General features: G+C 72.3%; 19 protein-coding genes and 1 tRNA gene. 18 read left to right on the forward strand and 2 right to left on the reverse strand.

The features are described from left to right. From OG871_RS24005 to OG871_RS24015, 3 genes are all read left to right on the forward strand, one after another. Entirely contained in the window at positions 1-1,710 is a 1,710-nt protein-coding gene (locus OG871_RS24005; protein ID WP_371499133.1) for a DUF885 domain-containing protein, read from the forward strand. Between the two features lie 401 nt (positions 1,711-2,111). After that, entirely contained in the window at positions 2,112-3,524 is a 1,413-nt protein-coding gene (locus OG871_RS24010) for an MFS transporter (RefSeq protein WP_371503404.1), read from the forward strand. 289 nt (positions 3,525-3,813) lie between these two features. Then, on the forward strand, positions 3,814-4,767 hold the full coding sequence (locus tag OG871_RS24015; protein ID WP_371499134.1) for a serine protease: 954 nt from the start codon (positions 3,814-3,816) through the stop codon (positions 4,765-4,767). A gap of 28 nt (positions 4,768-4,795) precedes the next feature. Here the strand turns inward: OG871_RS24015 and OG871_RS24020 are convergent, their stop codons facing one another. Next, entirely contained in the window at positions 4,796-5,554 is a 759-nt protein-coding gene (locus OG871_RS24020) for a GntR family transcriptional regulator (protein ID WP_371499136.1), read from the reverse strand. Positions 5,555-5,696: 142 nt separating this feature from the next. On the opposite strand from OG871_RS24020, the gene OG871_RS24025 reads away from it, so the two are divergent. Then, entirely contained in the window at positions 5,697-6,326 is a 630-nt protein-coding gene (locus OG871_RS24025; protein ID WP_371499138.1) for a hypothetical protein, read from the forward strand. A gap of 206 nt (positions 6,327-6,532) precedes the next feature. On the opposite strand, the gene OG871_RS24030 is transcribed toward OG871_RS24025, so the two are convergent. Continuing rightward, a tRNA-Arg gene (locus tag OG871_RS24030) sits at positions 6,533-6,604 on the reverse strand. A 192-nt stretch (positions 6,605-6,796) separates the two neighbouring features. On the opposite strand from OG871_RS24030, the gene OG871_RS24035 reads away from it, so the two are divergent. From OG871_RS24035 to glyA, 14 genes are all read left to right on the forward strand, one after another. After that, on the forward strand, positions 6,797-7,279 hold the full coding sequence (locus OG871_RS24035; RefSeq protein WP_371499140.1) for a PleD family two-component system response regulator: 483 nt from the start codon (positions 6,797-6,799) through the stop codon (positions 7,277-7,279). A 66-nt stretch (positions 7,280-7,345) separates the two neighbouring features. Beyond that, on the forward strand, positions 7,346-9,001 hold the full coding sequence (gene argS, locus OG871_RS24040) for an arginine--tRNA ligase (RefSeq protein WP_371499141.1): 1,656 nt from the start codon (positions 7,346-7,348) through the stop codon (positions 8,999-9,001). Positions 9,002-9,114: 113 nt separating this feature from the next. After that, on the forward strand, positions 9,115-10,506 hold the full coding sequence (gene lysA / locus OG871_RS24045; protein ID WP_371499143.1) for a diaminopimelate decarboxylase: 1,392 nt from the start codon (positions 9,115-9,117) through the stop codon (positions 10,504-10,506). A 129-nt stretch (positions 10,507-10,635) separates the two neighbouring features. Continuing rightward, a complete protein-coding gene (locus OG871_RS24050; protein WP_371499144.1) occupies positions 10,636-11,928 on the forward strand; it encodes a homoserine dehydrogenase in 1,293 nt (430 codons plus the stop codon). Positions 11,929-11,936: 8 nt separating this feature from the next. Beyond that, positions 11,937-13,028, forward strand: coding sequence for a threonine synthase (gene thrC / locus OG871_RS24055; RefSeq protein WP_371499146.1), 1,092 nt, complete (start codon positions 11,937-11,939; stop codon positions 13,026-13,028). Between the two features lie 327 nt (positions 13,029-13,355). Continuing rightward, positions 13,356-14,273 (forward strand): homoserine kinase, encoded by a 918-nt coding sequence (gene thrB, locus OG871_RS24060; RefSeq protein ID WP_371499148.1) that lies wholly within the window; start codon positions 13,356-13,358, stop codon positions 14,271-14,273. 587 nt (positions 14,274-14,860) lie between these two features. After that, positions 14,861-16,963, forward strand: coding sequence for a transcription termination factor Rho (gene rho / locus OG871_RS24065; RefSeq protein ID WP_371499150.1), 2,103 nt, complete (start codon positions 14,861-14,863; stop codon positions 16,961-16,963). A 178-nt stretch (positions 16,964-17,141) separates the two neighbouring features. After that, on the forward strand, positions 17,142-18,431 hold the full coding sequence (locus OG871_RS24070) for an LCP family protein (RefSeq protein ID WP_371499152.1): 1,290 nt from the start codon (positions 17,142-17,144) through the stop codon (positions 18,429-18,431). Between the two features lie 131 nt (positions 18,432-18,562). Beyond that, positions 18,563-18,787 carry a 50S ribosomal protein L31 gene (gene rpmE / locus OG871_RS24075; RefSeq protein ID WP_363638586.1) on the forward strand — a complete coding sequence of 75 codons (225 nt, stop codon included), beginning with the start codon at positions 18,563-18,565 and terminating at the stop codon, positions 18,785-18,787. Positions 18,788-18,912: 125 nt separating this feature from the next. Next, positions 18,913-19,989, forward strand: a complete 1,077-nt coding sequence (gene prfA, locus OG871_RS24080; protein WP_371499154.1) for a peptide chain release factor 1 — start codon at positions 18,913-18,915, stop codon at positions 19,987-19,989. Between the two features lie 38 nt (positions 19,990-20,027). Next, complete coding sequence (prmC, locus tag OG871_RS24085; RefSeq protein ID WP_371499156.1) at positions 20,028-20,894, forward strand: peptide chain release factor N(5)-glutamine methyltransferase; 867 nt, start codon at positions 20,028-20,030, stop codon at positions 20,892-20,894. Between the two features lie 178 nt (positions 20,895-21,072). Continuing rightward, complete coding sequence (locus tag OG871_RS24090) at positions 21,073-21,720, forward strand: L-threonylcarbamoyladenylate synthase (RefSeq protein WP_371499158.1); 648 nt, start codon at positions 21,073-21,075, stop codon at positions 21,718-21,720. A 35-nt stretch (positions 21,721-21,755) separates the two neighbouring features. Next, positions 21,756-22,397: a protein-tyrosine-phosphatase gene (locus OG871_RS24095; RefSeq protein WP_371503405.1), complete on the forward strand. Its 642-nt coding sequence runs from the start codon at positions 21,756-21,758 to the stop codon at positions 22,395-22,397. Between the two features lie 202 nt (positions 22,398-22,599). After that, positions 22,600-23,880: a serine hydroxymethyltransferase gene (glyA, locus tag OG871_RS24100; protein WP_371499160.1), complete on the forward strand. Its 1,281-nt coding sequence runs from the start codon at positions 22,600-22,602 to the stop codon at positions 23,878-23,880. The last annotated feature ends 43 nt before the right edge of the window (positions 23,881-23,923 follow it).

The raw sequence follows: 23,923 nt of genomic DNA on the forward strand, positions 1-23,923 counted from the left end.
ATGGCTGATGAACTGATCACCTCAAACGAAGACGGCCCCACCCCGCGCCGTATCGCCGACGCCTATGTGCACGCCCTCGCCGATCTCGATCCGCTGACCGCGATCTACCTCGGGCTGAATCTGGAGGACGACCGGCTCCCCGACCTCTCCCCGGCCGGCAGCGACGCGCTCGCCGACCTCTCCCGCCGCACCCTGGCCGACCTCGACGCCGCGGAGGCCACCGGCGGCCTCGACGACGCCGAGCTGCGCTGCGCCCGGCTGCTGCGCGAGCGGCTGACCGCCGAGCTCGCCGTGCACGAGGCCGGCGAGCACCTGCGCTCGCTGCGCAACCTGGGCTCGCCGGTGCACAACGTCCGCGAGGCCTTCACCCTGATGCCCTCCGGGACGGAGCAGGAGTGGCGGATCATCGGCCGCCGGCTGGCCCGGGTGCCGCTCGCGGTGCGGCAGTACCGGGAGAGCCTGGCCGCGGGCGTCGAGCGCGGCCTGCTCTCCGGCCCGCGCCAGATCACCACGGTGATCGGCCAGATCGACGAGTGGGTGGCCGGTGACGTCCCCGGCGGATGGTTCGGCACCTTCGTCAAGGACGCGCCGGAGCAGCTGGGCGAGGAGCTGTCCGCCGCGGCCGTCGAGGCCACGGCCGCGCTGGCCGAGTTCCGCGGGTGGCTCAGCGAGGTCTACGCGCCGGCCGCCGCCGGTACGCCCGACCAGGTCGGCCGCGAGCGCTACGCCCGCTGGGTCCGCTACTGGACCGGGGCCGACCTGGACCTGGACGAGGCGTACCGGTGGGCCTGGGGCCAGTTCCACGACCTGGCGGCGCAGATGCGGGTGGAGGCCGAGAAGGTCCGCCCGGGTGCCACGCCGATGGTAGCCATGAAGTGGCTGGAGACGGACGGCCCGGCGATCAAGGGCGCCGAGGCCGCCCGCGAGTACCTGCAGGGCCTGATGGACCAGGCGATCAACGACCTCCAGGGCACCCACTTCGACCTGGCCGACCCGCTGGTCAAGGTCGAGTCGCGGCTGGCCCCGGCCGGCAGTGCCGCCGCGCCGTACTACACCGGCCCCTCGCTGGACTTCTCCCGCCCCGGCCGGACCTGGCTGCCGACCCTCGGCCGGGACTCCTTCCCGGTCTGGGACCTGGTCTCCACCTGGTACCACGAGGGCGTCCCCGGCCACCACCTGCAGATCGCGCAGTGGACGTACGTCGCCGACCGGCTCTCCACCTACCAGGTCACCCTGGGCGGTGTCAGCGCCAATCTGGAGGGCTGGGCGCTGTACGCCGAGCGCCTGATGGACGAGCTCGGCTACCTGACCGACCCCGGTCACCGGCTCGGCTACCTCAACGCCCAGATGATGCGGGCGCTGCGGGTCATCGTCGACATCGGCATGCACGTCGGCCTCGACTTCCCGGCCGACTCCCCGTTCAAGCCCGGCGAGCCGGTCCTGCCGGACGACGCCCGGGAGTTCTTCGGCCTGTACTGCGGCCTGTCCACGGACTTCCTGGACAGCGAGCTGATCCGCTACCTCGGCCTGCCCGGCCAGGCGATCGGCTACAAGCTCGGCGAGCGGGCCTGGCTCCAGGGCCGGGCGAACGCCCGGGCCGCGGCCGAGGCGCGCGGCGAGGAGTTCGACCTCAAGGCCTGGCACATGGCCGCGCTCTCGCAGGGCTCGCTCGGCCTGGACGACCTGGTCGCGGAGCTCAGCGCGCTCTGACGCAGCCGACGGGCCGCCCCGGCACCCCGGTGCCGCCGGGGCGGCCCGTCGCTTCCCGGCCGTCGCGCTTCCCGGGCCGTCGCCGGGCAGGTCCCAGGACCGGCCGGGGCAGGACCCAGGACCGGCCGGGGCAGGACCCAGGACCGGCCGGGGCAGGACCCAGGACCGGCCGGGACGGGACTAGGACTATGGTCCCAAAAATAGACATTCTCTATCAAATCCACATCAATAACCTTGCCCATCGCCGCCCCGAGAGCTTCCCTGGTAAAGAGCGCTGCGCGCGCCCAAGCCCAGTTCCCTCCGGAAGGCGGCCCACGGTGTCCTCTCAGCCCACCCCAGACGTCCAAGCGGTTGATCCACGCCGCTGGTGGGCGCTGGCAGTGATCGCGATCGCCCAGCTGATGATCGTCCTCGACGCGACCATCGTGAACATCGCGCTGCCGTCGGCGCAGAAGGACCTGGGCATATCCGACGGCAACCGCCAATGGGTGATCACCGCCTACACGCTCGCCTTCGGCGGCCTGCTGCTCCTCGGCGGCCGGATCGGCGACCTCTTCGGCCGTAAACGGACCTTCATCATCGGTCTGCTCGGCTTCGCCGCGGCCTCCGCGCTCGGCGGCTTCGCCGCCGGCCCGATGATGCTCTTCGCGGCCCGCGCCCTCCAGGGCGCCTTCGGAGCCCTGCTCGCGCCCTCGGCCCTGGGCCTGCTCTCCAACACCTTCACCCAGCCCCGTGAGCGCGCGACGGCCTTCGGCATCTTCGGCGCGATCGCCGGCGCCGGCGCGGGCATCGGCCTGATCTTGGGCGGCCTGCTCACCGAGTACTTCGACTGGCGCTGGTGCCTGTTCGTCAACGTCCCCGTCTCGATCGCGGCCGCGCTCGGCGCCTACTACATGCTCGCGCGCGACCACATCGACCGCAGTCACCGGGTCAAGCTCGACCTGCCGGGCGCCTTCCTGGGCTGCGGCGGCCTGCTGGCCATCGTCTTCGGCACCTCGGAGGCGGAGTCCCGCGGCTGGAGCGACTGGCTGGTGCTGACCTGCCTGCTGGGCGGTGTCGCCCTGCTGGCGGTCTTCGCCCTGGTCGAGCGGCGCACCCCGCACGCCCTGCTGCCGACGCACATCGTCGCCGACCGCAACCGCGGCGGTGCGGCGCTGTCGGTCGGCCTGGCCGTGGTCGGGATGTTCGGCCTGTTCCTCTTCCTGACGTACTACCTGCAGGCGGTGAAGCACTTCTCGCCGGTGATGGCGGGCGTCGCCTTCCTCCCGATGATCGGCGCGATCATCCTCAGCTCGACCGGCATCGCGGCCCGGCTGATGACCCGGGTCCCGTCCCGCAACCTGATCGTCCCCGGTCTGCTGCTGGCCGCGGGCGGCATGGCCTGGCTGACCCAGATGAAGGTCGACAGTCCGTACGGCACCATGGTGCTGCCCGCCGAGATTCTGCTCGGCCTCGGCATGGGCCTGGTGTTCATGCCGTCGATGAGCCTGGCCACCCTCGGGGTCGCGCCCGGCGAGGTCGGTGCGGCCTCCGCCACCATCAACTCGTCCCAGCAGGTCGGCGGTTCGATCGGTATCGCGCTGCTGAACACCATCGCGGCGAGCGTCACCACCACGTACCTGCTCTCCCGCGACGCGGCCGATCCACTGGTCCAGGCCCAGGGCGCGGTGCACGGCTACGCCGTCGCCACGGCGGTGGCGGTGGGAATCCTGCTGGCCGCGGCGGTGATCGCGTTCCTGCTGATCGACCACCGGCCGGCCCCCGGCGAAGCCGCCGGCCAGGACGCCGAGTCCACGGCGCACGCACTCGCCTGACAGGACCGGTCTCCCGCCGTCCTGCTCGCGCGTCGCTCCTGCTCCCGTGACGAGCCCCGCCCGGATCGCGCCCCGGGCGGGGCGCTACGGTGATCAACCGTGATCGGCGCGGCCCCGCCGATTCTCACGAGTCTCCCAGGGGCGAATCACCCTTCTCCCAGCCCGGCAGCCCATATTTTGAATGTACGCGCCGCACCGGCCGTGACATGCGAGAACCGACAGCGCCGACGCGCGCACCGGGCAGGAGTTGAGAGAGCTGATGGTCCGTCAGGGCAAGGGGCGCCGGCGAATGAACCGGCCGGTCGCCGTGACCGCGGCGCTCGCCGTGGGCCTCGCCGGGGCGATAGCGGGCGCAGGCACGCTGGCCGCCAGGGCGACCGCCTCCGGCCGGCACCAGGACGCGTCCGCCGCGGTCTCCTCCTCCGAGCCGCCCACGGCCTCGCCCTCGCAGACGGCCTCCCCCTCGGGCGAGGTGTCCGACGCCGGCTCGGACCAGCCCCCGCGGTCCGTCACCGTCCCGACCGCAGGCTCCGACCACAGCGGGGAGAAGGCCACCCTCTACCGCGGTGACGGCAGCACCGACACCGCGCAGACCGGAGCGGAGACCGACCGGGTCGGCGCCCTCTTCGTCGGCTCGATCTCCGCCGGCCACCACTCCTGCACGGCGAGCGTCATCCACAGCGAGACCAAGGACCTGCTCCTCACCGCCGCCCACTGCGTCTCCGGCGCGAGCGGCCTGCGCTTCGTCCCCGGCTACCGCGACGGCAAGGCCCCGCACGGCAGTTGGCAGGTGGTCAAGGTGTTCACCACCGCGGGCTGGGACGAGGACGGGGACGCGGACGAGGACTACGCCGTCCTCCAGGTCGCGCCCCTCAACGGGCGGGAGATCGAGGACGTGGTCGGCGGCAACCTCCTCGGACTCGACGCCTCGGCCACCGCCCGGGTCCGGCTGTACGGCTACCCCGACGGGTCCGAGGCGCCGGTCCTGTGCGCCAACGCCACCATCCGTCAGAGCGCCCACCAGCGCCGCATCGACTGCCCTGCGTTCCCCGGCGGCACCAGCGGCGGCCCCTGGATCGACGCCGCCGACGGCCGGGTGATCGGCGTCATCGGCGGCTACCAGCAGGGCGGCGACACCGACGACACCTCGTACAGCGCCACCTTCGACAAGACCGTCGACGAGCTCTACCGCAGGGCCGTCACCGCCGCCACCCCGTCGCCGGCCACCACCCCGCCGGGGTGACCCGGCCAGGCTGACGCCGCGGGGCCGCTCAGGCGTCGAAGTCGTACTCCAGGACGTACGACGCGGCGTCCAGCACCATCTCGTTGACCTCGACGGCCCGACCGTCCGCGGCGAACGCCGTCCGGCAGACGAGGATCACCGGCGTCCCCGCCGTCAGCTCCAGCCGGCTCAGCTCGTCCTCGTCGGGCATCCGGGAACGGATCTCCTCACGGAAGCGGACGGGCTCCGCCCCGATCTCGGCGAGCCGCGCGTAGGTGCCGACCGGCCCGGAGTCCTCCCGGGTCACGGCGGTCCCCTCGACCAGGGCCGCCGACAGGTACGACGTGGACAGCAGCACCGGCCTCCCGTCGAGCACGAACCGCCGCCGTCGAACGCACACCGGGTCTCCCGGCTCCACGCCCAGCACCCCGGCGACCTGTTCGGGAGCACCTTCCTGGGCAACGGCCACCTGGTCGACCTCCAGCGACCGGTCGCCGAGATCCGCCGACCAGATCGACCGGCCCGACCCCCATCGCTGCTGCGCCAGCCGCTGGACGCCGTGGCGGCGCAGCGGGCGAAAGTCCCGGACGAAGACCCCGGCACCCTTGCGGGCCTCGGCGATGCCCTCGGTCTGCAGGACACCCAGGGCCTGACGGGCGGTCATGCGCGCGACCCCGTACGTCTCCATCAGATCGTTCTCGCCCGGCAACCGGTCGCCCGCCCGGTACTGCCCCGAGTCGACGGCGGCCCTGAGCGCGTCGGCGATCCGCCGGTACTTGGGCTGCTTCTCGCCGCTGCCGCTGGGCATGATCTGCCTCCTTCGTCTCAGCATCCTAGGGGCGGGTGGCCGTCGGTCCGGGCGGCACAGCTTGACATCTCTAGAGATGCCAAGTTCTCTAGAGATGTTACCGCTCCTTGCGGAGCCCTGCTCCGCCAGCATCGGAGGGCCTATGGCCGAGCCGTTGGGACGCCCGGACGTCATCCCGTACATCGCCGCGTGGAGCACCGAGCACTTCGTCCACCCCGACGTCGTCCTTCGTCCCGGGGTCGGCATCGCCTACCGGGACGAGAACCCGTACGACCGTGATCCGGAGGGCGTGCTCTGGGCACGTATGACGCTCGGCCGCGGGAGGGGGCGGCCCGAGTTCGGCCGGATCCACTCCGGCCGTCAACGCCGGGCGATGCGCAGGCTGTTGTGTCAGATCTGCGGCGGTCCGGCGGACCGCGACAGGAACGGGGTCCTCTGGCTGCTCAAGGACGACCGCGACGACTGGCCGGACTGGCCCGAAGGGCTCGCCGCCACGCACCCGCCCGTCAGCCGTCCGTGCGCCCGCGTCGCCGTCCGGCTCTGCCCCCACCTGCGCGGCGGCGCCACCCTCGTGAGGGTGAAGGACCACCGCGAATGCGGGGTGTACGGCACGCTCTACCGGCCGGGCCCTCCACGCCCGCGGCCCGTCCTCGACGTGGTCGTGGCATCGCACGAGCGCCGGGCCCGGCTGGTCCTTGCCGCACAGATGCTCAGAGTCCTCCGGGACCGCACGCTCGTCGACCTCGACGACACCCTGGAATCGGCATCCTGAGAGCAGTGCGGTCGGTGCGACCGGCGGGGCTCCGACCTCTGCGGCGGCGGCGAAGCCGACCAGCAGCATCAGCGCGGCGGGGTCACCGGACTCGCTTTGCGCCGCACCCGATCGCCGAGGACCGCGCCGGCCCGGGACATGACGAAGGCCCAGATCAGCGGCGACCATCCGCTGAGCTGGGCCTCAATCTCGCACTTCTTGCGAAGTGCCCCCGGCAGGATTCGAACCTGCGCACCCGCCTCCGGAGGGCGGTGCTCTATCCCCTGAGCTACGGGGGCCTGCTGTGTGCCGCGGTGTTCTTGCGACGTGGAGAACATTACCAGGCTCCCAGCGTGCTCTGTGCACGGGTTTCCACGGAGGGTCGCGAGGGCGCGCGCGGGGGAGCGTGCGGGCGGCCGGCGAGGCGGTGGGGGTCGGGGAAGTGGGCAAAGCCCGGACGGGGCGGTGGGAGCGCGGCTACCCTCGGTGATGTGCCGGGAGCGTCGGGGCGGGTCCTCGTGGTGGACGACAGCGAGGTGATCCGCCAGCTGATCAGAGTCAACCTGGAGCTGGAGGGCTTCGAGGTGGTGACGGCTGCCGACGGCGCGGAGTGCCTGGAGGTGGTGCGCCGGGTCGCGCCGGACGTGGTGACGCTGGATGTGATGATGCCCCGGCTGGACGGCCTGCGGACGGCGGCCCGGTTGCGGGCGACCCCGCAGACGCGGCGGCTGCCGATCGCGATCATCAGCGCCTGTACACCCGCCGATCTGCGTCGCGGGGAGGCGGTCGGGGTGGACGGCTATCTCGCCAAGCCCTTCGACCCGGCGGATCTGCTGGCGCTGGTCTGCCGGCTCAGGGCGCTCGGGGCGGCCGGTCGGGCCGGTGGCTTCGCGTACGGATTCGGTGCCGCCGCGCCCGCTCGGGAGGATTCTGCTCTCGGCGAACATGGGGCCCTGGGTGAGAGTTACCCCTGATACCCGACGTCTCAACCGGCAAACCGGGTGGCGGGCCCCTCCCCTCTCTCGCCTACCCTTGGCGTCGTGACACCCGCAGAGCTTTCCCAGGCAGTCCTGGCCGCTGTGAGCGCCGTCGTAGAGGCAGGCGACCTGACCGTCGCCGTGCCCGAGCACGTGACGGTCGAGCGACCCAAGAACAGGGACCACGGCGACTACGCCACCAATGTGGCCCTCCAGCTCGCGAAGCCGGCCGGTCGGCCGCCGCGAGCCGTTGCCGAGCTGGTGGCCGCCCGCCTGCGCGAGCTGCCCGGGGTCGCCAAGGTCGACATCGCCGGTCCGGGCTTCATGAACATCACCCTGGACGCCGCGACCCAGGGCGAGCTGGCCCGCAAGATCGTCGAGGCCGGTGAGGCCTACGGCCGCAACGAGGCGCTCAAGGGCCTGAAGATCAACCTGGAGTTCGTGTCGGCCAACCCGACCGGCCCGATCCACATCGGCGGCGTCCGCTGGGCGGCCGTCGGCGACTCGCTGGCCCGGGTGCTCAAGGCGACCGGCGCCGAGGTCACCACCGAGTACTACCTGAACGACGCCGGCGTGCAGATCACCAAGTTCGCCGCCTCGCTGCAGGCCGTCGCCAACGGTCGGCCGGCCCCCGAGGGCGGCTACGTCGGCGAGTACATCGTCGACATCGCCAAGGCGATCACCGACGGCGTCCCCGGCATTCTCGACCTGCCGGAGGACGAGCAGCTGCAGGCCTTCCGGACCAAGGGCCTGGAGCTCATGGTCGGCGAGATCCAGCGCTCGATGGAGGAGTTCGGCACCCACTTCGACGTCTGGTTCTCGGAGAAGTCGCTGCACGAGTCGGGCGCGGTCGAGAAGGCCATCGAGCGGCTGCGCGAGCAGGGCCACGTCTTCGACCAGGACGGCGCGATCTGGCTGCGCACCACCGACTTCGGTGACGACAAGGACCGCGTCCTGATCAAGGCCGACGGCGAGACCACCTACTTCGCCGCCGACGCCGCGTACTACCTGAGCAAGCGGGACCGGGGCAGCGAGGTCTCGGTCTACATGCTCGGCGCGGACCACCACGGCTACGTCAACCGCCTCAAGGCCATCGCGGCCTGCGCGGGCGACGACATGGACCGCAACATCGAGGTGAAGATCGGCCAGTTCGTGAAGATGATTCGCGACGGCGAAGAGGTCCGGATGTCCAAGCGGGCCGGCAACATCATCACCATCGACGACGTGGTCGAGTGGATCGGCGTGGACGCGGCCCGGTACACCCTGGTGCGCTCGCCCACCGACTCCACCATCACGCTCGACATCAACGTGCTGACCAGCCAGACCAACGAGAACCCGGTCTTCTACGTCCAGTACGCGCACACCCGGATGTGCGGTGTCCAGCGCAAGGCGAACGACCTCGGCATCACCAAGGCCGCGGACTTCAGGCCGGAGCTGCTCGCCACCGAGTGGGAGTCCACGCTGCTCGGCCAGCTCGGCGAGTTCCCCCGGGTGCTGGCGTCGGCCGGTGAGCTCCGCGAGCCGCACCGGGTCGCCCGCTACCTGGAGGACGTCGCCCGCGACTACCACCGGTTCTACGACCACTGCCAGATCCTGCCGAAGGGCGACGAGGAGGTCACCGACCTCACGCACGCCCGCCTCTGGCTGGCCGACGCGACGCGAACGGTCATCGCCAACGGCCTCACGCTGCTCGGCGTATCCGCCCCCGAGCGGATGTAGCGGGCGGCAACTCCCGGCGTCAACGGGGGCGGTGACGGTCCGTCAGGACGGTCGCCGCCCCTCGGCGCAATCAGCACGAGCAGCGCAGCGAACCCCACCAGGAAGAGGCCCCGATGAGCCGTTCCGCCCACCCCGCCGGCCCGCGCCACGGTGATGTGCTGACCGAGGGCCACTACCAGGCCCCGCCGAGCGACCTCAACGCGCTGGACCCGAAGGTCTGGTCCGCGACCGTCGCGCGTGGCGAGTCCGGCGCGGTCACCGTCGGTGGCCTCGACGTGCGGGCGCTCGCGGCCGAGTTCGGCACCCCGGCGTACATCCTGGACGAGGCGGACTTCCGGGCCCGGGCCCGTGCCTGGCGGGACGCCTTCGGCCCCGGTGCGGACGTGTACTACGCGGGCAAGGCCTTCCTCTCCAAGGCGGTGGTCCGCTGGCTGCACGAGGAGGGCCTCAACCTGGACGTGTGCAGCGCCGGCGAGCTGGCGGTGGCGCTGGCGGCGGGGATGCCGGGGGAGCGGATCGCGCTGCACGGCAACAACAAGTCGGCGGCCGAGCTGGAGCAGGCGGTCAAGGCGGGGGTCGGGCACATCGTGCTGGACTCGTACCAGGAGATCGAGCTGCTGGCCGCGATCGCCGAGAATCAGGGCGTCCGGCAGCCGGTGCTGATCCGGGTGACGGTCGGGGTCGAGGCACACACCCACGAGTTCATCGCGACCGCGCACGAGGACCAGAAGTTCGGCCTCTCGCTCACCGGCGGAGCCGCCCGCGAGGCGGTCCGCCGGGTGCTGGCGCAGGGGAGCCTGGAGCTGCGCGGCATCCACTCCCACATCGGTTCCCAGATCTTCGACACCGCGGGCTTCGAGGTGGCCGCCCACCGGGTGGTCGGCCTGCTCGCCGAGATCCGGGACGAGCACGGCGTGGAGCTCCCCGAGATCGACCTCGGCGGCGGCCTGGGCATCGCGTACACCAGCGAGGACGACCCGAGTGAGCCGGCCGGGATCGCCGCCGCCCTGGCCGCGATCGTCGAGCGCGAGTGCGCCGGGGCGGGGCTGGCCGTGCCGCGGCTGTCGGTGGAGCCGGGCCGCGCGATCGTCGGCCCGACCGCGTTCACGCTGTACGAGGTGGGCACGGTGAAGCCGCTGGAGGGCCTGCGCACGTACGTCAGCGTGGACGGCGGGATGTCGGACAACATCCGCACCGCCCTGTACGACGCCGAGTACTCGGTGGCGCTGGTCTCCCGGACCAGCGAGGCCGGCCCGATGCTGTCCCGCGTGGTGGGCAAGCACTGCGAGTCGGGCGACATCGTGGTCCGGGACGCCTTCCTGCCGGCCGACCTCGGGCCCGGCGACCTGGTCGCGGTGCCGGCCACGGGCGCGTACTGCCGCTCGATGGCGAGCAACTACAACCACGCCCTCAAGCCTCCCGTGGTGGCCGTCCTGGACGGACGGGCCCGGGCGATCGTCCGGCGCGAGACGGAGGAGGATCTCCTGCGCCTCGATATCGGATGACGAAATCCTCGTCTCAAATCATGGAACGACCGTAGTTCTGTGCGGAATGTCCCCGAGACTGGTAGAGACCGAATACCGATGGGCGCCGACCGAGCCCCGTCGGAGACCGAGAATGCAGAGCGGAGTCGGATGATGCGTACGCGCCCGCTGAAGGTGGCGTTGCTGGGCTGTGGTGTGGTGGGCTCCGAGGTGGCGCGCATCATGACGACGACGGCCGACGACCTCGCCGCGCGGATCGGCGCGCCCGTGGAGCTCGTGGGCATCGCCGTCCGCCGGACCGGCCGGGCCCGCCCGGGCGTGCCGGAGCACCTGCTCACCACCGATGCCGAGGCCCTGGTCACCCGGGGTGACATCGACGTGGTGATCGAGGTGGTGGGCGGCATCGAGCCGTCCAAGCACCTCATCCTCTCGGCCATCGGCAAGGGCGCCTCGGTGGTGTCCGCCAACAAGGCGCTGCTCGCCAAGGACGGCGCCGAACTGCACGAGGCGGCCGCCAAGGCCGGCGTGGACCTCTACTACGAGGCCGCCGTGGCCGGTGCCATCCCGTTGATCCGCCCGCTGCGCGAGTCGCTCGCCGGTGACAAGGTCAACCGGGTGCTGGGCATCGTCAACGGCACCACCAACTTCATCCTCGACAAGATGGACACCACCGGCGCCGGGTACTCCGAGGCGCTGGAGGAGGCCACCGCGCTGGGCTACGCCGAGGCGGACCCGACGGCCGACGTCGAGGGCTTCGACGCCGCCGCGAAGGCGGCGATCCTGGCCGGTATCGCCTTCCACACCAAGGTCACCGCCGCGGACGTCTACCGCGAGGGCCTGACCGAGGTCACCGCCGCCGACATCGCCTCGGCGAAGCAGATGGGCTGCGTGGTGAAACTGCTGGCGATCTGCGAGCGGGCCGCCGACGGTGAGTCCGTGACCGCCCGGGTGCACCCCGCGATGATCCCGCTCAGCCACCCGCTGGCCTCGGTCCGCGAGGCGTACAACGCGGTGTTCGTGGAGGCCGAGGCGGCCGGCCGGCTGATGTTCTACGGCCCGGGCGCCGGCGGTGCGCCGACCGCGTCCGCCGTCCTCGGCGACCTGGTCGCGGTCTGCCGCAACCGGCTGAACGGCGCCACCGGCCCGGGCGACTCGGTGTACACCCGGCTGCCGGCCAAGCCGATGGACGAGGTCGTCACCCGGTACCACGTCAGCCTGGACGTGGACGACCGCGCGGGCGTACTCGCCCAGGTGGCGTCCACCTTCGCCGAGCACGGGGTGTCCATCGACACCGTCCGCCAACAGGGCCGCGACGGCGACGCCTCGCTCGTGGTGGTCACCCACCGCGCCACCGACGCCGCGCTGTCGGCGACGGTCGACAAGCTGCGCGCGCTGGACAGCGTGCGCGACGTGGCCAGCATCATGCGGGTTGAAGGGGAGTAGGAACAGCCATGAACGCCGTCATCGACAGAGTCAGCGGTCACACCCACCAGTGGCGCGGCCTCATCGAGGAGTACCGCGACCGCCTTCCGGTCACCGCCGACACTCCCGTGGTCACCCTGCTGGAGGGCGGCACGCCGCTGGTCCCCGCCCAGGTGCTCTCCGAGCGCACCGGCTGCGAGGTCTACCTCAAGGTCGAGGGCGCCAACCCGACCGGGTCCTTCAAGGACCGCGGTATGACCATGGCGATCTCCAAGGCCAAGGAGGACGGCGCCCAGGCCGTCATCTGCGCCTCCACCGGCAACACCTCGGCCTCGGCCGCGGCGTACGCGGTGCGGGCCGGCATGGTCTGCGCCGTGCTGGTGCCGCAGGGCAAGATCGCGCTCGGCAAGATGGGCCAGGCCCTGGTGCACGGCGCGAAGATCCTCCAGGTGGACGGGAACTTCGACGACTGCCTCACCCTCGCGCGTGAACTGTCCGAGAAGTACCCGGTCGCGCTGGTCAACTCGGTGAACCCGGTGCGGATCGAGGGTCAGAAGACCGCCGCCTTCGAGATCGTCGACATGCTCGGCGACGCCCCCGACATCCACGTGCTGCCGGTCGGCAACGCGGGCAACATCACCGCGTACTGGAAGGGGTACCGGGAGTACGCCGCGGACGGTCTGGCCACCCGCACCCCCCGGATGTGGGGTTTCCAGGCCTCCGGCTCCGCCCCGATCGTGGACGGCGCCCCGGTGCTCAAGCCGCAGACCATCGCGACCGCGATCCGGATCGGCAACCCGGCCTCCTGGGACTTCGCGCTGGCCGCGCGGGACGAGTCCGGTGGCCTGATCGACAAGGTGACCGACCGTCAGATCCTGTCAGCGTACCGGCTGTTGGCCGCGCAGGAGGGCGTCTTCGTGGAGCCCGCCTCGGCCGCCAGCGTGGCCGGGCTGCTGGCCAAGGCGGAGGCCGGACTGGTCGATCCGGGTCAGCGGATCGTCTGCACCGTCACCGGCAACGGTCTGAAGGACCCGGACTGGGCGGTCGCCGGGGCACCGCAGCCGCAGATCGTCCCGATCGACGCGGAGGCCGCCGCCGTCCGCCTCGGGCTGCTCGGCTGATCCGCACCTGACAGTACGTCAATGGTGGGTCGCCCTCGTTCGGGGGTCGGCCCACCATTGCTGTCCGGATGACACTTTCGGTGTCGATTCGCTGTCTTTTTCCCTTCCGTTTTCCGCACGGTTTCCGGCCACAACCGGCAACACGGCAGATCGAACGGGAGCGGGGTGTACCGCTCTGGAACCTCTCTTCGATAGTCTGGCTTCAGGCGGGCCGCGCCTTCGGCCTGCGGTTGCCCGCTCCGCCGGAGTCTGCCGGGCAGGCCCCGCCGCCGTACCACTGGCCCGTACGCCACCGGGCCGTCCCACTCCCCAGGAGACACCAACCACATGGCCGGTCCTGCGTTCCGCGCTGCCGCCGTCAGGGTCCGGGTTCCCGCGACCAGCGCCAACCTCGGCCCGGGCTTCGACGCCTTCGGACTCGCCCTGGGTCTCTACGACGACGTCGTGGTCCGGGTGGCCGATTCCGGCCTCACCGTCGACATCGCCGGCGAGGGCTCCGACAACCTGGCCCGGGACGAGCGCCACCTGGTGGTCCGCTCCCTGCGCGCCGCCTTCGACCGCCTCGGCGGCCAGCCGCGCGGGCTCGAAGTGGTCTGTGCCAACCGGATACCGCACGGCCGCGGCCTGGGCTCCTCCTCGGCCGCCATCTGCGCCGGCCTGGTGGCCGCCCGCGCCGTCACCATCGGCGGCCAGAGCCTGCTGGACGACGACGCCCTGCTGGCCCTCGCCTCCGAACTGGAGGGCCACCCCGACAACGTCGCCGCCTGTCTGCGCGGCAACTTCACCGTGGCCTGGACGGAGGACGACGGCGCGAGGACCATCGTGCTCGAGCCCTCCGCCGAGGTCGTACCGATCGTCTTCGTGCCCTCCACCGCGGTGCTCACCGAGACCGCCCGCGGCCTGCTGCCGAAGACCGTCCCGCTGGCCGACGCGGCCGTCAACGCGGGCCGCGCCGCCCTGCTGGTCGAGGCCCTCACCCGCCGCCCCGAGCTGCTGCTGACCGCCACCGAGGACCGCCTGCACCAGGACTACCGGGCCTCCGCGATGCCGGACAGCGCCGCGCTGGTGGCCGGCCTGCGCAACGAGGGCGTGCCGGCCGTGATCTCGGGCGCCGGCCCCACCGTGCTCGCGCTCACCGACGAGGCGGGCGCCGACAAGGTCGCGAACTTCGCCGGGCCGGGCTTCGCCGCGCACCGACTGGAACTCGACCGCGCCGGAGCCCGGGTACTGCCCCTCGACATGTGAGGGTGCGCGGGGCGCACGCCGGGCTGAGCAGCGAGAACGTGTCCGCGCGGATTCGCGGAACGGACACGATTGACAAGGACAGGGCTGGGGAATGTGTCAGGGGGTCGGTAGTGTTAACCTCATTGCTGCACCAGGTGCCCTCCGGGGCGCGGTGCGACGCGTCCCGATCCCGACATCCTGCCTGCGCGGCCCGACAGCCGTGCCGGGTGAGCTGCGGAAGCGCGGGACCACGATTCTCCGGGAGTCCACCACAGCGCGTACGCAGCCTGCCTGCGCGACTGCGGCGCATCCCGAAGCCGTGAAGGCACCTGACTCCCACCCGCAGCCTCCAGACTGAGGCCCGGACGGGCGGAGCCCTGGGTACCTGCACGCGACGGGGGCCCGGGTATCACCAGGCAGCAGGGTCGGCAGACAGAGCCCGCCCGCGCCATCTCGCACCACAGTGCACCGCACTTCGCAGTTCTCCCGATCGGATCAGCCTTTCGGGGGAATCCCGCCTCGGACCAGCGCGAACACACGTTGGTCAGGACAGCACAACCGGTCGCCGAGCCAGACAGGCCGACGTCCGCTCCAGGGAAGGACCCTTAGTGAGCGACACCACCGATCTGATGGGCGCGCGCCCGGACGCAGAGGCGTCGGACGCAGCCGCCGCCCCCGCGGCCCCGGCGCGGCGCCGTCGCAGCGCCGCCGCGGGCCTGGACGGCCTGGTCCTGGCCGAGCTTCAGAAGCTCGCCTCGACTCTCGGAATCAGCGGTACCGGACGCATGCGCAAGAGCCAGCTGATCGAGGCCATCAAGGACAAGAGCGGCGGTGACCCGCTGCTCGCCGGCGCCGCCGCCGCGCCCGCGCCGGCTGCCAAGCGTGCCGCCAAGGCCGCTCCGGTCGCCGACGAGGCCCCGGCCGAGGCCCCCGCGGCCGAGGAGAAGCCGGCTCGCCGCACCCGCGCCGCCGCCGCGGCTCCGGCCGTCGAGGCCCAGCCGCAGATCGAGATCCCGGTCCAGGCCGCCGCCGAGACCACCACCGCGCCGGCGCGCACCGAGCGGACCCGTCGCCGGGCCACCTCGGCAGCCGGCGCCCCGACCGCCGAGGCCGCCGCCGAGCAGGCCGGTGCCGTGGTCGCGGAGGCGAAGGCCGACACCAAGGCCGAGCCGCGCGGCTTCGACGGCGAGGCCCGTACCGAGCGCCGGGACCGCCGGGACCGCCGGGACCGCCGTGAGGGCGGCGCCGAGCGTCCGGAGGCCGCCGACGCGCAGGACGGCGACTCCCGCGAGTCCCGTCGCGACCGCCGCAACCGCCGCGAGCGCGACCGCACCGAGCGACCCGAGCGCACCGAGCGCCAGGGCGGCCAGCAGCAGGGCGGTGCCCAGGACGCCGGCCAGGCCGCGCGTCAGGGCGGCCAGCAGCCGGCCGGCCAGCAGCAGCAGGGCGGCGGGTACGACGACGACGAGTTCGGCGACGGCCGGCGTGGCCGTCGGGGCCGTTACCGCGACCGTCGCGGCCGTCGCCGCGAGGGCTTCGAGGGCACCGGTGCCCCGGAGCCGGTGGTCGGCGACGACGACGTCCTGATCCCGGTCGCGGGCATCCTGGACATCCTCGACAACTACGCGTTCGTCCGGACCTCCGGCTACCTGCCGGGCTCGAACGACGTCTACGTCTCGCTCGCCCAGGTCCGCAAGCACGGCCTGCGCAAGGGTGACGCGATCACCGGTGCGGTGCGCCAGCCCCGCGACGGCGAGCGCCGCGAGAAGTTCAACGCCCTGGTGCGGCTGGACTCCGTCAACGGCATGGACCCGGACAGCGGCCGCGGCCGTCCCGAGTTCGGCAAGCTCACCCCGCTGTACCCGCAGGAGCGCCTGCGCCTGGAGACCGACCCGGGCGTGCTGACCACCCGCATCATCGACCTGGTGTCGCCGATCGGTAAGGGCCAGCGCGGTCTGATCGTCGCCCCGCCGAAGACCGGCAAGACGATGATCATGCAGGCGATCGCCAACGCGATCACCCACAACAACCCCGAGTGCCACCTGATGGTCGTCCTGGTCGACGAGCGTCCGGAAGAGGTCACCGACATGCAGCGGTCGGTGAAGGGCGAGGTCATCTCCTCGACCTTCGACCGCCCGGCCGAGGACCACACCGTGGTCGCGGAGCTGGCCATCGAGCGCGCCAAGCGCCTGGTGGAGCTGGGCCACGACGTGGTGATCCTGCTCGACTCGATCACCCGTCTGGGCCGTGCCTACAACCTGGCGGCGCCGGCCTCCGGCCGCATCCTGTCCGGTGGTGTCGACTCGACCGCGCTCTACCCGCCGAAGAAGTTCTTCGGCGCCGCGCGCAACATCGAGAACGGCGGCTCGCTGACCATCCTCGCCACCGCCCTGGTGGAGACCGGCTCCCGGGCCGACGAGGTCGTCTTCGAGGAGTTTAAGGGCACCGGCAACATGGAGCTCAAGCTCGACCGCAAGCTCTCCGACAAGCGGATCTTCCCCGCGGTGGACGTCGACGCGTCCAGCACCCGCAAGGAGGAGATCCTGCTCGCCAACGACGAGCTCGCGATCACCTGGAAGCTCCGTCGGGTGCTGCACGCGCTTGACTCGCAGCAGGCCATCGAGCTGCTGCTGGACAAGATGAAGCAGACCAAGAGCAACGCCGAGTTCCTGATGCAGATCGCCAAGACCACTCCCGGTTCCGGCGACTGACGACGTATCGGCCGACGAGAGCCCCGGACCGCACTGCGGTCCGGGGCTCTCGCGCTGTCTGAGAACTGGCTGAGAAGGGGAGAATTGGGCATCTGATTCGCTTATCCTCGGAATAACGGTCATTTCGACCGGCTCCGGCGCGCGCGACCGAGGTCGCTCCGGGCGACGAGGAGGCGAGATGGCCGCACCGAAGGACGAGGCGGGACGGCGACGCCCCCGGCGCCCCACGGGCGGGGCGGAGGACCGGCCCGGAGGATCCGGCCCACCGGGCGGGCCCGACGAGGCGGACGGGCCAGGCAGGGGAGAGCGGACCGCGGCGCCGCGGGCCGGGGTCGAGGCGGGGCCCACGCCGGGCACCGGCCGCCGCCGCAGGCTCACCCGCAATCTCGCCATCGGGGCGACCGCCCTGGTGCTGCTGGCCGCCGGCGCGGCCGGCTACGCCTACCTCAAGCTCAACGGGAACATCAGGAGCGTCGACATCGACGGCACGCTGGGCGAGGCCCGCCCGCCGGCCGCCACCGACGGCTCGTTCAACCTGCTGGTACTCGGCTCCGACTCGCGGGGCGGGGCGAACGGGGCGCTGGCCGGCGGCGCCACCGACGGTACGGCCCGCTCGGACACCGCGATGGTGGTCCACGTCAACCAGGACCACTCCCGCGCGAGCGTCGTGAGCATCCCCCGCGACACCCTGGTCGCCAGGCCGGTCTGCACCGCGCCGGACGGCAGGAACGTCCCGGCAGCCCGCAGCGCGATGTACAACTCGGCGTACGAGGTCGGCGGGCCGGCCTGTGCGGTCAAGACCACCGAGCAGCTGACCGGCCTGCGGATGGACCACTTCGTGGAGATCGACTTCGCCGGTTTCGCGGACCTGATCGACACCATCGGCGGGGTCACCGTGACCACCGCGGCCCCCATCAGCGACCAGGACAGCGGCCTGAAGCTCCCGGCCGGCACCCATCACCTGGACGGCGACCAGGCCCTCGCCTTCGTCCGGACCCGGCACGGCGTGGGCGACGGCAGTGACCTCGGCCGGATAGAGCTGCAGAAACAGATGGTGAAGTCGATCATGGCGCAGGTCGGGGGTGCCGGGCTGACATCCAACCCGGCCAAGCTGTGGGCGACCGCGGACAAGCTCACCAGGAGCGTCACCACCGACTCCGACCTGGCCTCGGTCAACTCCCTGGTCGGCCTGGTGGACACCCTGAGGCCGATCGGCCCGGACCAGATGACGATGGTCACCCTGCCCGTCGCCACCGCCCTCAGCGACGCCAACCGGGTCGTGCCCAGGCACCCGGAGTCGGACCTGCTCTGGGCCGCCCTGCGGGCCGATCAGCCGGTGCCTGCGGCCGTCACCAGCAGCCCGAGCGCATCCCCGACCCGTACCCCGGCAGCCAAGGGCTCCACGGCCGCCAGTACGGCGCCGCGCAGCCCCACGGCCGCGGTGACCGGCGGCCGGGCCGCAGGATAGCCCCGGAATAACCGCGAAATGTACCCGGTTTGGGAAGATGCGGTCAGTGCTGGCACACTGGTCCGTCGGTCCCGGTTCACGTGCAGCTCCCGCTGCCGACCCGGTGCCCTCCCGAAACCTAGGAGAATCCCTTGAAGCCCAACGTTCACCCCGAGTACGTGCTCACCAAGGTGACCTGCACCTGCGGCGCCGAGTTCACGACCCGCTCGACCGAGACCAGCGGCGAGATCCGCGCCGAGGTCTGCTCGCAGTGCCACCCGTTCTACACGGGCAAGCAGAAGATCCTCGACACCGGTGGCCGCGTGGCCCGCTTCGAGGCCCGCTTCGGCAAGAAGCACAGCACCACCCAGGCCTAGCGCTTCCTCGGCGCCGGTTTCCAGCGTCCCCGTCGTACGGTGGGGAGGCTGGGGCCGGCGCCGTTCGCGTCTCCTCGCCCTTTGCCCCTCGCACCACCAGCTCTCACGGGAAGTAGGCCCACCCCATGTTCGAGGCAGTCGAAGAGCTCCTCACCGAGCACGCCGACCTCGAGAAGCGGCTGGCCGATCCGTCGGTCCACGCCGACCAGGCCAACGCCCGCAAGCTCGCCAAGCGCTACGCCGAGCTGACCCCGATCACCGCCACCTACCGCGCCTGGCGTGCGGCCGGCGAGGACATCGAGGCCGCCCGTGAGCTGGCCGCCGAGGACCCGGACTTCATCGCCGAGGTGAAGTCCTCCGAGGCCCGCCGGGACGAGCTGACCGAGGAGCTGCGGCTGCTGCTGGTGCCGCGCGACCCCAATGACGACAAGGACGTCATCCTGGAGGTCAAGGCCGGCGAGGGCGGCGAGGAGTCCGCGCTGTTCGCCGGCGACCTGCTGCGGATGTACCTGCGCTTCGCCGAGCGGGTGGGCTGGAAGACCGAGCTGATCGACGCCAACGAGTCCGACCTCGGCGGCTACAAGGACGTCTCGGTCGCCGTGAAGACCCGCGGCACCACCGAGCCCGGCCAGGGCGTCTGGGCCCGGCTGAAGTACGAGGGCGGCGTGCACCGCGTGCAGCGGGTGCCGGCCACCGAGTCCCAGGGCCGGATCCACACCTCGGCGGCGGGCGTGCTGGTCACCCCCGAGGCCGAGGAGGTCGAGGTCGAGGTCCACGCCAACGATCTGCGCATCGACGTCTACCGCTCGTCCGGCCCCGGCGGTCAGTCGGTGAACACCACCGACTCGGCGGTCCGGATCACCCACCTGCCGACCGGTATCGTGGCGTCCTGCCAGAACGAGAAGAGCCAGCTGCAGAACAAGGAGCAGGCGATGCGCATCCTGCGCTCGCGGCTGCTGGCCGCCGCGCAGGAGGCCGCCGAGCAGGAGGCCTCGGACGCGCGTCGCAGCCAGGTCCGCACGGTGGACCGCTCGGAGCGGATCCGGACGTACAACTACCCGGAGAACCGCCTCTCGGACCACCGGACCGGCTTCAAGTCCTACAACCTGGACCAGGTCCTGGACGGCGACCTGAACGCGGTCATCCAGTCCTGCGTGGACGCCGATGCCGCCGCCAAGCTGGCCGCCGCGCAGGAGAACTGAGCACCGAGCCCGAGCCCACAAATCAGGGGTGTGTACGGATGAACCTGCTGCTCGCCGAGGTGGCCCAGGCCACCCAGCGGTTGGCTGCGGCCGGCGTGCCGTCGCCGCGCTTCGACGCGGAGGAGCTGGCTGCCTACATCCACAACGTCAAGCGCAGCCAGCTGCACACCGTGCCGGACGGCGACTTCGACGCGCGCTACTGGGAGGCGGTGTCCCGCCGCGAGGCGCGTGAACCGCTCCAGCACATCACCGGGCGGGCGTTCTTCCGCTACCTGGAGCTGGAGGTCGGCCCCGGCGTCTTCGTACCCCGGCCGGAGACCGAGACCGTGGTCGAGTGGGCCATAGACGCCGTGCGCGACATGGACGTCGCCGAGCCGCTGGTGGTCGACCTGTGCAGCGGCTCCGGCGCGATCGCGCTGGCGCTGGCCCAGGAACTGCCCCGTTCCACCGTGCACGCCTTCGAGCTCGACGAGGGCGCCCTGGAGTACACCCGGCGCAACATCGCCGCCAGCTCGGACCGGGGCCGGATCACCCTGCACGCGGGGGACGCCACCCGGGCCTTCGAGGACGACCGCTCCTGGGACGGCCGCTTCGACCTGGTGATCAGCAACCCGCCGTACATCCCGCTCACCGAGTGGGAGTACGTCGCACCCGAGGCCCGCGACCACGACCCGCAGATGTCGCTGTTCTCCGGCGAGGACGGCCTGGACACCATCCGCGGCATCGAACGCGTCGCGGCCCGGCTGCTGCGGCCGGGCGGCGCGGTGGTCATCGAGCACGCCGACACCCAGGGCGGCCAGGTGCCGTGGATCTTCAAGGAAGAGAGCGGCTGGACGGACGCCGCCGACCACCGCGACCTGAACCACCGGCCGCGCTTCACAACAGCCCGAAGGGCGTCGTTGTGAAGCATCGGGCACAGCACGACAGCCCGGAGGGCGTCGTTGTGAAGCATCGGGCACAGCACGACAGCCCGAAGGGCGTCGTCGTGGGGCCCGGGCCTCACGGCCGCGCCCGGATGGGCGTCGTCGTGAGCCGCCGGGCAGCACCGATCAGCTTGAGCCATCTCGGAAGGGGACCGCACCGATGAGCCGCCGTTATGACTGCGCCGATGCCGGGGACCGGGCGACCGGTCTGCGCGAGGCCGCCTCGGCGATCCGCCGCGGCGAGCTCGTGGTGCTGCCGACCGACACCCTGTACGGGGTCGGGGCCGACGCGTTCTCCCCGGACGCGGTGGGCGCGCTGCTCGCCGCCAAGGGGCGCGGGCGGAACATGCCGTCGCCGGTGCTGGTCGGCTCGCCGACCACGCTGCACGGGCTGGTCACCGACTTCTCCGAGCAGGCCTGGGAGCTGGTCGACGCGTTCTGGCCGGGCGGGCTCACCCTGGTCGCCAAGCACCAGCCCTCGCTGCGCTGGGACCTGGGAGAGACCCGGGGCACCGTCGCCGTCCGGATGCCGCTGCACCCGGTCGCCATCGAGCTGCTGAACGCCACCGGTCCGCTGGCGGTGTCCAGCGCCAACCGGACGGGCGGCCCCTCGCCGTCCACCTGTGACGAGGCCGAGGGTCAGCTGGGTGACTCGATCGCGGTCTATCTCGACGGCGGCCAGGCCGACCACGCCATGGCCTCCACCATCGTCGACGTCACCGGGAAGGTGCCGGTGGTGCTGCGGGCGGGCGCGATCAGCGTCGAGCAGCTGAGGGAGGTCGTCCCGGACCTGGAGGCCGGCAGTTGACAGCCGCCGCCTCTGTGCACGGTGCGGACCCGGGCATACCCTCCTCACTGGCCGTGGTGCCCCGCCCGCTCGACACGTTCCGGATCCTCTTCGTCTGCACCGGCAACATCTGCCGCTCGCCGATCGCCGAGCGGCTGACCCGGCTCGAGCTGGACACCCGGCTCGGTCCGGCGGCCGCCGGGCGGATCGTGGTGGAGAGCGCCGGTACCTGGGGCCACGAGGGTGCGCCGATGGAGGCGCACGCGGCCACCGTGCTCGGTGAGTACGGCGCGGACAGCGCCGGCTTCGCCGGGCGCGAGCTGCTGGACGAGCACGTCATCGACGCCGATCTGGTGCTCACCGCGACTCTGGACCACCGGGCGCAGGTCATCTCGATGGGGCACTCGGCCGGGCTGCGGACCTTCACGCTCAAGGAGTTCACCCGGCTGGTCCGCCGGGTGGACCCCGGCACCCTGCCGCATGCGGGCGACGACTCGCGGCTGACCGACCGGGCCCGGGCGCTGGTCCGCTCGGCGGCCGCGCTGCGGGGCTGGCTGCTGGCGGCCTCGCCGGAGTTCGACGAGGTGAACGACCCGTACGGGGCGCCGATCGGGATGTTCCGCAACTGCGGCGAGGAGATATTCGACGCCCTGGACCCGGTGGTGACCGCGCTGACCGGCGTGCCCGGCGGGCAGTGAGCCGGTCCGCCTGGGGCGTGGCCGTTCCGCGCGCCCCCGGGTGGGGAGAATGCCCGGAGGTGCTGTGATCGAAATGTGTCTGTCGGGTGCTCAGAAGGTGGCGACGCCCTGACGGGTGTACCCCGGCGCGCGCGGACGGGCCCGGACGGGGGCGCGGTCCTACGCTGGACTCAACCAGCCCTCCGCTGCCCGGGAGCTCGCCATGACCGTCGCCGATGCCGTGCACGGCTTCACTGAGACAGGACATCACTGGGAGGCCGCGCAGGCGCTGCGGCAGGCGGATCCGCTGGTCGCCGACCTGCTCTCGGCGGAGAGCGAGCGCCGGGCCGACAGCCTGCAGCTGCTGGCCGGCGAGAACCTCACCAGCCCCGCGGTCCTGGCGGCCCTGGGCGGCCCGCTGATCGACAAGTACGCCGAGGGCTACCCGGGCCACCGCCACCACACCGGCTGCGCGCCGGCCGACACCGTCGAGCTGCTGGCGGTCGACCGGGCCCGCGCGCTGTTCACCGCCCCGCACGCCAACGTCCAGCCCAGGTCGGCCACTTCGGCGATGCTGGCGGCCTACGCGGCGCTGCTGCGGCCCGGTGACGTGGTGCTGTCGATGTCGCTGCAGCACGGCGGCCACCTGAGTGCGGGCTCCCGGGCGAACTTCTCCGGCCGCTGGTTCGAGTTCGTCGGCTACGGCGTCCGCGAGCAGGACGGGCTGATCGACCTCGACCAGGTACGTGCGCTGGCCCGGACGCACCGGCCGAAGGCGATCATCGCGGGTGGCATCTCGCACCCGCGGCACCTGGACTGGGCCGGCTTCCGGGAGATCGCCGACGAGGTGGGCGCCTATCTGGTCGCCTCGGCCGCGCAGACCATCGGCCTGGTCGCGGCGGGCGCCGCGCCCTCCCCGGTGCCGTACGCCGACGTGACCGTGGCCGCCACCCACAAGCTGCTGCGGGGGCCGCGCGGCGGCCTGCTGCTGTGCACCTCCGACCTGGCGGACCGGATCGACCGGGCGGTGTTCCCGTTCACCCAGGGCGGGGCGGCGATGAACGAGGTGGCGGGCAAGGCGGTCGCCCTGTTGGAGGCGGGCACGCCGGAGTTCGCGACCTACATCGGGCGCGCGGTGGACGGCGCGCGCTCGCTGGCCCAGTCCCTGGCGGAGTCCGGTGCGCGTCCGCTGACCGGTGGAACCGACACCCACCTGGTCACCGCCGACATCAGCGCCTTCGGGCTGTCCGGCGCGGAGGCGGAGCGGCGCTGCGCCGCGGTCGGCCTGATGCTCGGCAAGTGCGCCCTCCCGTTCGACCCCGCGCCGCCCTCCGAGGCCTCGGGTGTCCGGCTGGGGACCGGGGCCTCGGCCGCGCAGGGGATGGGCCAGGCCGAGCTGGCCGAGGTCGGCGCGCTGATCGGGCAGGTGCTGGAGCACGGTGCGGACGCCCGGATCCGCGGCCGCGTCCAGGAGCTCGCGCGGTCCTTCGCCGGCCGCCGGTAGCGTCCCGGGGGAGCCGGGCGCCCGCCAACGAGAACCGCGATGC

Origin of the sequence: Kitasatospora sp. NBC_00374, from assembly GCF_041434935.1 — a bacterium.
In the GTDB taxonomy this organism is placed as follows: domain Bacteria; phylum Actinomycetota; class Actinomycetes; order Streptomycetales; family Streptomycetaceae; genus Kitasatospora.

Coding starts and splice junctions, on each gene's coding strand:
- lysA (WP_371499143.1), top strand. CDS start 9,115: ATGAGCCGTTCCGCCCACCCCGCCGGCCCGCGCCACGGTGATGTGCTG.
- OG871_RS24005 (WP_371499133.1), top strand. CDS start 1: ATGGCTGATGAACTGATCACCTCAAACGAAGACGGCCCCACCCCGCGC.
- OG871_RS24050 (WP_371499144.1), top strand. CDS start 10,636: ATGATGCGTACGCGCCCGCTGAAGGTGGCGTTGCTGGGCTGTGGTGTG.
- OG871_RS24090 (WP_371499158.1), top strand. CDS start 21,073: ATGAGCCGCCGTTATGACTGCGCCGATGCCGGGGACCGGGCGACCGGT.
- thrB (WP_371499148.1), top strand. CDS start 13,356: ATGGCCGGTCCTGCGTTCCGCGCTGCCGCCGTCAGGGTCCGGGTTCCC.
- prfA (WP_371499154.1), top strand. CDS start 18,913: ATGTTCGAGGCAGTCGAAGAGCTCCTCACCGAGCACGCCGACCTCGAG.
- glyA (WP_371499160.1), top strand. CDS start 22,600: ATGACCGTCGCCGATGCCGTGCACGGCTTCACTGAGACAGGACATCAC.
- OG871_RS24070 (WP_371499152.1), top strand. CDS start 17,142: ATGGCCGCACCGAAGGACGAGGCGGGACGGCGACGCCCCCGGCGCCCC.
- prmC (WP_371499156.1), top strand. CDS start 20,028: ATGAACCTGCTGCTCGCCGAGGTGGCCCAGGCCACCCAGCGGTTGGCT.
- OG871_RS24025 (WP_371499138.1), top strand. CDS start 5,697: ATGGCCGAGCCGTTGGGACGCCCGGACGTCATCCCGTACATCGCCGCG.
- OG871_RS24015 (WP_371499134.1), top strand. CDS start 3,814: ATGAACCGGCCGGTCGCCGTGACCGCGGCGCTCGCCGTGGGCCTCGCC.
- thrC (WP_371499146.1), top strand. CDS start 11,937: ATGAACGCCGTCATCGACAGAGTCAGCGGTCACACCCACCAGTGGCGC.
- OG871_RS24020 (WP_371499136.1), bottom strand. CDS start 5,554: ATGCCCAGCGGCAGCGGCGAGAAGCAGCCCAAGTACCGGCGGATCGCC.
- OG871_RS24010 (WP_371503404.1), top strand. CDS start 2,112: ATGATCGTCCTCGACGCGACCATCGTGAACATCGCGCTGCCGTCGGCG.